This is a genomic window from Chitinophaga sp., assembly GCF_035564935.1.
In the GTDB taxonomy this organism is placed as follows: Bacteria; Bacteroidota; Bacteroidia; order Chitinophagales; family Chitinophagaceae; genus Chitinophaga.
Genome location: NZ_DATMTE010000217.1, coordinates 1 through 5,271 on the forward strand (window position 1 = coordinate 1; position 5,271 = coordinate 5,271).

Genomic DNA, 5,271 nt, shown 5'->3' on the forward strand with positions numbered 1-5,271 from the left:
GCTGTATCCCAGCTTGTAACTGATTTCACTTAAGCTTAATTCATTATATACCAGGAGCTCTTTCACCCGCTCTATTTTCTGCTGAATAATGTACTGTTCAATGGTAGTGCCTTCTGTTTCAGAAAAAAGATTACTGAGATAATGATAGTCTTTTTGCAATTTCCCTGCCAGTAAGGTGGAAAAATTCACCTTCATTTCATCCAGCTCTGAATGATGCACAGCCTGTACAATGATACTTTTTATGCCGGCAACCAGCTGTTGTTTTTTATCATCTATCAACAAAAATCCTTCCTGCTGAAGCGCTTCCGATAGCTGCTGTAACTGCTGCTCAGAAACGGTTCCGTCTATAATTACCTTACCCAGTTGTATCTCTTTAACATTCAATTGCTGCGCGGCAATGGCATTAGTAACCACTTTGATGCAGCGCGGACAAACCATATTCTTTATAAACAGATCTGTTGTAGCCATTGGTTACTTTTTGATATTAAAAATGTTATGCTCCACCCTGATCAGAAAAGAGTTGGAAGAATTTCTCTCCATGCTTCCGGTCAGCTGGGTGCGGTAAGACAGGTCCAGTCTTGTAGTGCTGTTAAAAATAAACTGCACTGCCGGGGCAATATCCAGGTAGGAGCCTTTGCCTGCTGCGTCTGTATTGGTTTTACCCAATAGTTCCACGTACAGGTTTAAATTGGTTTGCTGAAAGCTTTTATACTTAACCGGTAACACCAGGTACCCGGCCGACAAGCTATAATTTACTGCATTTCTGGAAAATTCGTCCGGGATATTGTCCTTCACATTGTTCATGTAACGGGAATAACCCAACGTTGTGGATAATGCCAGTTTATGTAACAATTGGGTGGCAATGATCCCGCCGTTTACCCCCGAAGTAGCGCCTTCCAGGTCCAGCTCCTTATTGTTATACGGACGCATAGCATGAGCGCCATCCGGCATTACCGGGTAATACGGGTTATTGATCACGGTTCCCCGTACATAAGCAGCCATACGGAAATGTGCATGCTGCTGATCCAGCGACAGGAAACGGTATTTGGCGTATACGCCGCCGCCCTCCAGCTCCACAGATGGCTGCATCATGTTGGAGGCGTATCCAAACACATGTACCATAAGCCTTTTATTTACTCCCCACATCACTTCCGGCTCAAAACGCATCCCGTTGTCGCCGGAATGCTTCATGTCAAAAACCTTATTGGTAAGCCTGATGCCCAGTGAGTTGGCGGGCATGTTGCTCGCCGGCTCTGTATTCACGTACAATTCCTGGGCAGCCGCTATACTATAGCCAGCCATGATGACCAGAGCTGTTATTAAAAATCTTTTCATATACCGGCCAGGTGTTAAATGGTGACGTGATAAATTCTTTTGGAGGCAGCGGCTCCGTCAGATTTGCAGCAGTCGCCCATCATCCCTGTTTTATAACAGGCCATAGTGGTTTCGGTACTGAATTTTTTAAATTGTTTGGCAGAAACAAAGTCCTTGTCGATCACCGTGAGGTCTTTATCGCCCGACAATACCTGGTTCTTCACATCCATAAAATGCAGGGTGCTGCCGGCAAAGGGCACATGCGCGTCATTCTGTACGCTTACCCCGTCAAAGCTGGCGGTCATTACCAGCTTACCTACAGAAAAACCGGCATCTTCCACTTTATCTTTAATGGCATCGATACTTACCGGCACCCCGGTTTTGAAGATCAGCACAAAGGTGGTATTATCAAGGTCGGTATCTATTTTATCAACAAAAGGCAGCGATTCCAATGCCTCGTAGGTAGCTTTTGAACACATGGCGCAGGTAAGACCTGTAGCGTGCACACTGGCTTTCTTAAATTGTGCATTTGCGCCGAAAGATAAGCCCAGCGCGAGCAATATAATGGATACTATTTTCATGATCTGATGAAATAAAATTGAGTAAAAACAATAATTACAGTTAAAGCAATATGGAAGCTGTATGACAGCGGCCAATAACATTACATTAAAACCGTATCAGATCAGAAAAGTGCAATTCCGGAGGAAAATGGGGGCAGACGGGATGTCTGGCGGGTGGTGGGTATGGCCGGCAATAAACATTTCCTGCACCGGTAAAACGGAAGCAGGCAAAATCCTTACCGGCAGCTGCATGTCTGTAACAGGATCTAAATCGGTTTGCAGCGCTTTTGCTGCCTGGTGCGTTTCAGTTACCTTACAGAACTTAAATTCATCTTTACAGCAATCCATGCCCTTTGCCGGTTTTCCGCATTTACCGCAGTGGTCAGCCGGACCTTCCTGCAAGTCTACAGAAGCCAGCTTGCCCATGCAGTAATGCACGTTTACAGCAAACCCGCTGGTGAGCGTGATATACAGTGTGGCAAATAATATGGCAAAAAATTGCTTCATGATGAATTACAAAGATACGTAAAAAAAATGACCGGTATGGCGTTGCCACCATACCGGTCATCATATAGTTATATGTAACAGTTAGTTAATAAACCACCATCTGAGCCCCAGCCTGAAAGCAAAATTGTTATACGGGTACAGCGGTCCTGCATAGTTGTTGTTGCCAATAAAAGTATTCAGGTTTTCCGCACGTACATAGGCGGAGAAGGACTTGATACGGAAGTTGGCAAATGCGGCAATATCAGGAAGCGGGTTGCTGATCTTCGCGCTATTCTGGTAAATAAACTGCCCGGTGAGCGGGGAATAGTCATCTGCGTAATAGCCGGTGTTATAGCGCAGTTCGATACCCGTCATGAGGTTCAGGTTTGTATATAATCTTTTCTCAAAGGCAAACCGGTTACGTGTCCAGAAAGTGGGCACATTCAGCGGCCCGTTGCCATGCAGCTGCTGGAAAGCTAAGTCCAGGTACCAGGAAAACGGTTTTATGCTGAACTTCTTGCTGAAGGTGATCTGTAACAGGTTAAACAAAGAGTTATACTGATCACTGTGATAAAAATCCCTGAAATAAGTGTAATTGGTAAACAGGAAATAATTGGCTGCCAGGGTATAATCCAGTTTTTTATTTTCGGTGGCAAACTGCAGCTGGGTAATATTTTCCTTGGACAGGCTGGTATTGTACCAGGCATCATTGGTGCTGGCGAAATACTTGAAAACGTAAGATGGTTCCTTATTTACGTTGCTCACCGACAGGCGCACATCTCCCAGGAAATCGTTGATATGCCTTTTTAACATCCCATAAAATCCATAATCACCGATATTTTGTCCTACTACATAAAACTCACCTCTTGCAGAAAAGTCCCATTTCTGGTTACGGGTTTTATTACGGTATTCGCCATGTACTGCCAGGTTGCTGAAATTGATATCTGCATCCAGGAAGGTACCGGTAAGACTTTCAAACCTCGCACCTATATTAATAAAGTGCCCCAGGTTGCCGAGAACCGGGAACTGGATCAGCGAAATATCGTTGGAAATCATTTTCCACTGGTGTTTGGACGCTACTGTATCACCGGGTAAAAAGTTATAGTGGCTGGAGTAGAAAGCGGTATCCGGGCTGGAGTCGAGGAACTCGTAGTTATTGTTCTGGTAATTGAATGTATACTGCACACGGAATATCGGGTCGTACTTATAGTAATCGGTGGTATCGTTCACATGAATACTATCGCCCCGGCCCCAGTCGTACTGCTGCTGGATCAGAAATCCTGTTTCCCGGTAATTGGATTTCACGGGAATGGTACCTCCAAAAAAGGCATACGTTGTAGACGCGCTGTTACCGAGATTTACCGGGATGGTTTTCCGTTGCTTAAAGGTGCTGTTGGTCATGAACGTATCGCTCTGGATCCCGCCGTTCTCACCGCCGTTGATCTTATTATAATAAAAGCTCAGGTAGGTATTGGCGCGTTTATTTTTGCTCTGGTACCGGGCGGTAAAGCGGTAGATGTCATGATTCGTGTTTTGGGAACGATAGTATCCCGGTGCATTTATTTTGCGGTAGTCGAAGGCAAAATTGAAGCGTTCCGTCCGGTTTTGGGTATGGGAAAGCCCGATCACCTGTTCCTGTTTGCTGCCTACCAGGTACTGCAGCTCTGTGTAGGGGCGTGTAGTATAGTAAAAGCGTGCATCCTTATGAGAATTGGAATATACGTCGTAAGCGTGAAAGCCTGCATCAAAGCCGGGTTTCATGCGGGGCGTAAAAATCATGTTATATGCAGCGCTACCGGTATTACCGAGGGTGGTATACGAAGAGGGTACCCGCAGGTAGTTGGTCTGAAAATCAGCTACAGACGAGTCCAGCTTATAATCGGTGGGTTCGCCGAGGATGCGGTAGGTGAGCGTTAGCGTGTCCGGTTCATGCTCATGTTTTGAGGTATCCCGCTGCATTTTGCTGGTACCGCCGCCACCGCCGCCCATGTTACCGAAGCGGCCGGAGTTAAACTGGGCCATTAATTGATTCCCGCACAAGAAGAGCAGGGCTATGGAAATGAAAATTTGCCTCATCCGAAAGTAACAAAAGCGTTTATAGTTGCCGGATTAATTCACTAAATATCAGCGTAAGCTTAGGTTCTGCCGCTTTCGCAGCTGCCAGTACTTCTTCATGGGTAATCACATTTTCTTCTTCACGGATACCAATATCGGTGATCACACTCATGGCAAATACTTTCAAACCGGCATGTGCCGCTACAATTACTTCAGGTACGGTGCTCATTCCTACGGCGTCGCCACCGATAATGTGCATGTATTTGTACTCTGCCCGGGTTTCAAAGGTAGGCCCCTGAACCCCTACATATACGCCGCTGTGTAAAGATATATTGTTGGCTGCAGCAATTTTATTCGCTGCATCGATCAGTGTTTTGGCGTAGGGTTCACTCATATCCGGGAAACGGGGACCAAGTGTGTCCTCGTTTTTGCCGCGCAGCGGGTGTTCCGGCTGCAGGTTGATATGATCCCTGATGATCATCAGATCGCCTACCCGGAAGGATGGATTCATTCCCCCGGCGGCATTTGAAATAAACAAGGTATGGATACCGAGGGCTTTCATCACGCGGACAGGAAAAGTTACCTGTTGCATAGAAAATCCTTCATAAAAGTGAAAACGCCCTGCCATCGCTACTACCGGCTTTCCCTGCATATGCCCCAGGATCAGTTTACCTGAATGTCCTTCCACCGTTGATTCGGGGAAATGGGGTATGCTGCTGTATGGAATTTCGATGCTATCCTCAATTTCCGCTGTCAGGTTGCCCAGGCCGCTGCCCAGTATGATCCCTGCCACGGGCTTATGCTGCCAGTATTTGCTGATATATTCCCCCGCTGCTGTGATCTTTGCTGTTAGTTC

6 protein-coding genes are annotated in these 5,271 nt (G+C 46.3%); all 6 read right to left on the bottom strand.

All coding sequences use genetic code 11. From position 1 onward, the window contains the following. Positions 1-468, bottom strand: a 468-nt coding sequence (locus VN105_RS05670; protein ID WP_325638793.1) for an AraC family transcriptional regulator, incomplete at its 3' end; no start/stop codon positions are given. Between the two features lie 3 nt (positions 469-471). Continuing rightward, positions 472-1,335 (bottom strand): hypothetical protein, encoded by an 864-nt coding sequence (locus VN105_RS05675; RefSeq protein WP_325638795.1) that lies wholly within the window; start codon positions 1,333-1,335, stop codon positions 472-474. A gap of 14 nt (positions 1,336-1,349) precedes the next feature. Then, positions 1,350-1,895: a heavy-metal-associated domain-containing protein gene (locus tag VN105_RS05680; RefSeq protein WP_325638797.1), complete on the bottom strand. Its 546-nt coding sequence runs from the start codon at positions 1,893-1,895 to the stop codon at positions 1,350-1,352. 96 nt (positions 1,896-1,991) lie between these two features. Then, positions 1,992-2,381: an HYC_CC_PP family protein gene (locus VN105_RS05685; RefSeq protein ID WP_325638799.1), complete on the bottom strand. Its 390-nt coding sequence runs from the start codon at positions 2,379-2,381 to the stop codon at positions 1,992-1,994. 81 nt (positions 2,382-2,462) lie between these two features. Next, entirely contained in the window at positions 2,463-4,382 is a 1,920-nt protein-coding gene (locus tag VN105_RS05690) for a putative porin (RefSeq protein WP_325638801.1), read from the bottom strand. Between the two features lie 73 nt (positions 4,383-4,455). Then, positions 4,456-5,256, bottom strand: a complete 801-nt coding sequence (locus VN105_RS05695) for a purine-nucleoside phosphorylase (protein ID WP_414647229.1) — start codon at positions 5,254-5,256, stop codon at positions 4,456-4,458. Positions 5,257-5,271: the final 15 nt, after the last annotated feature.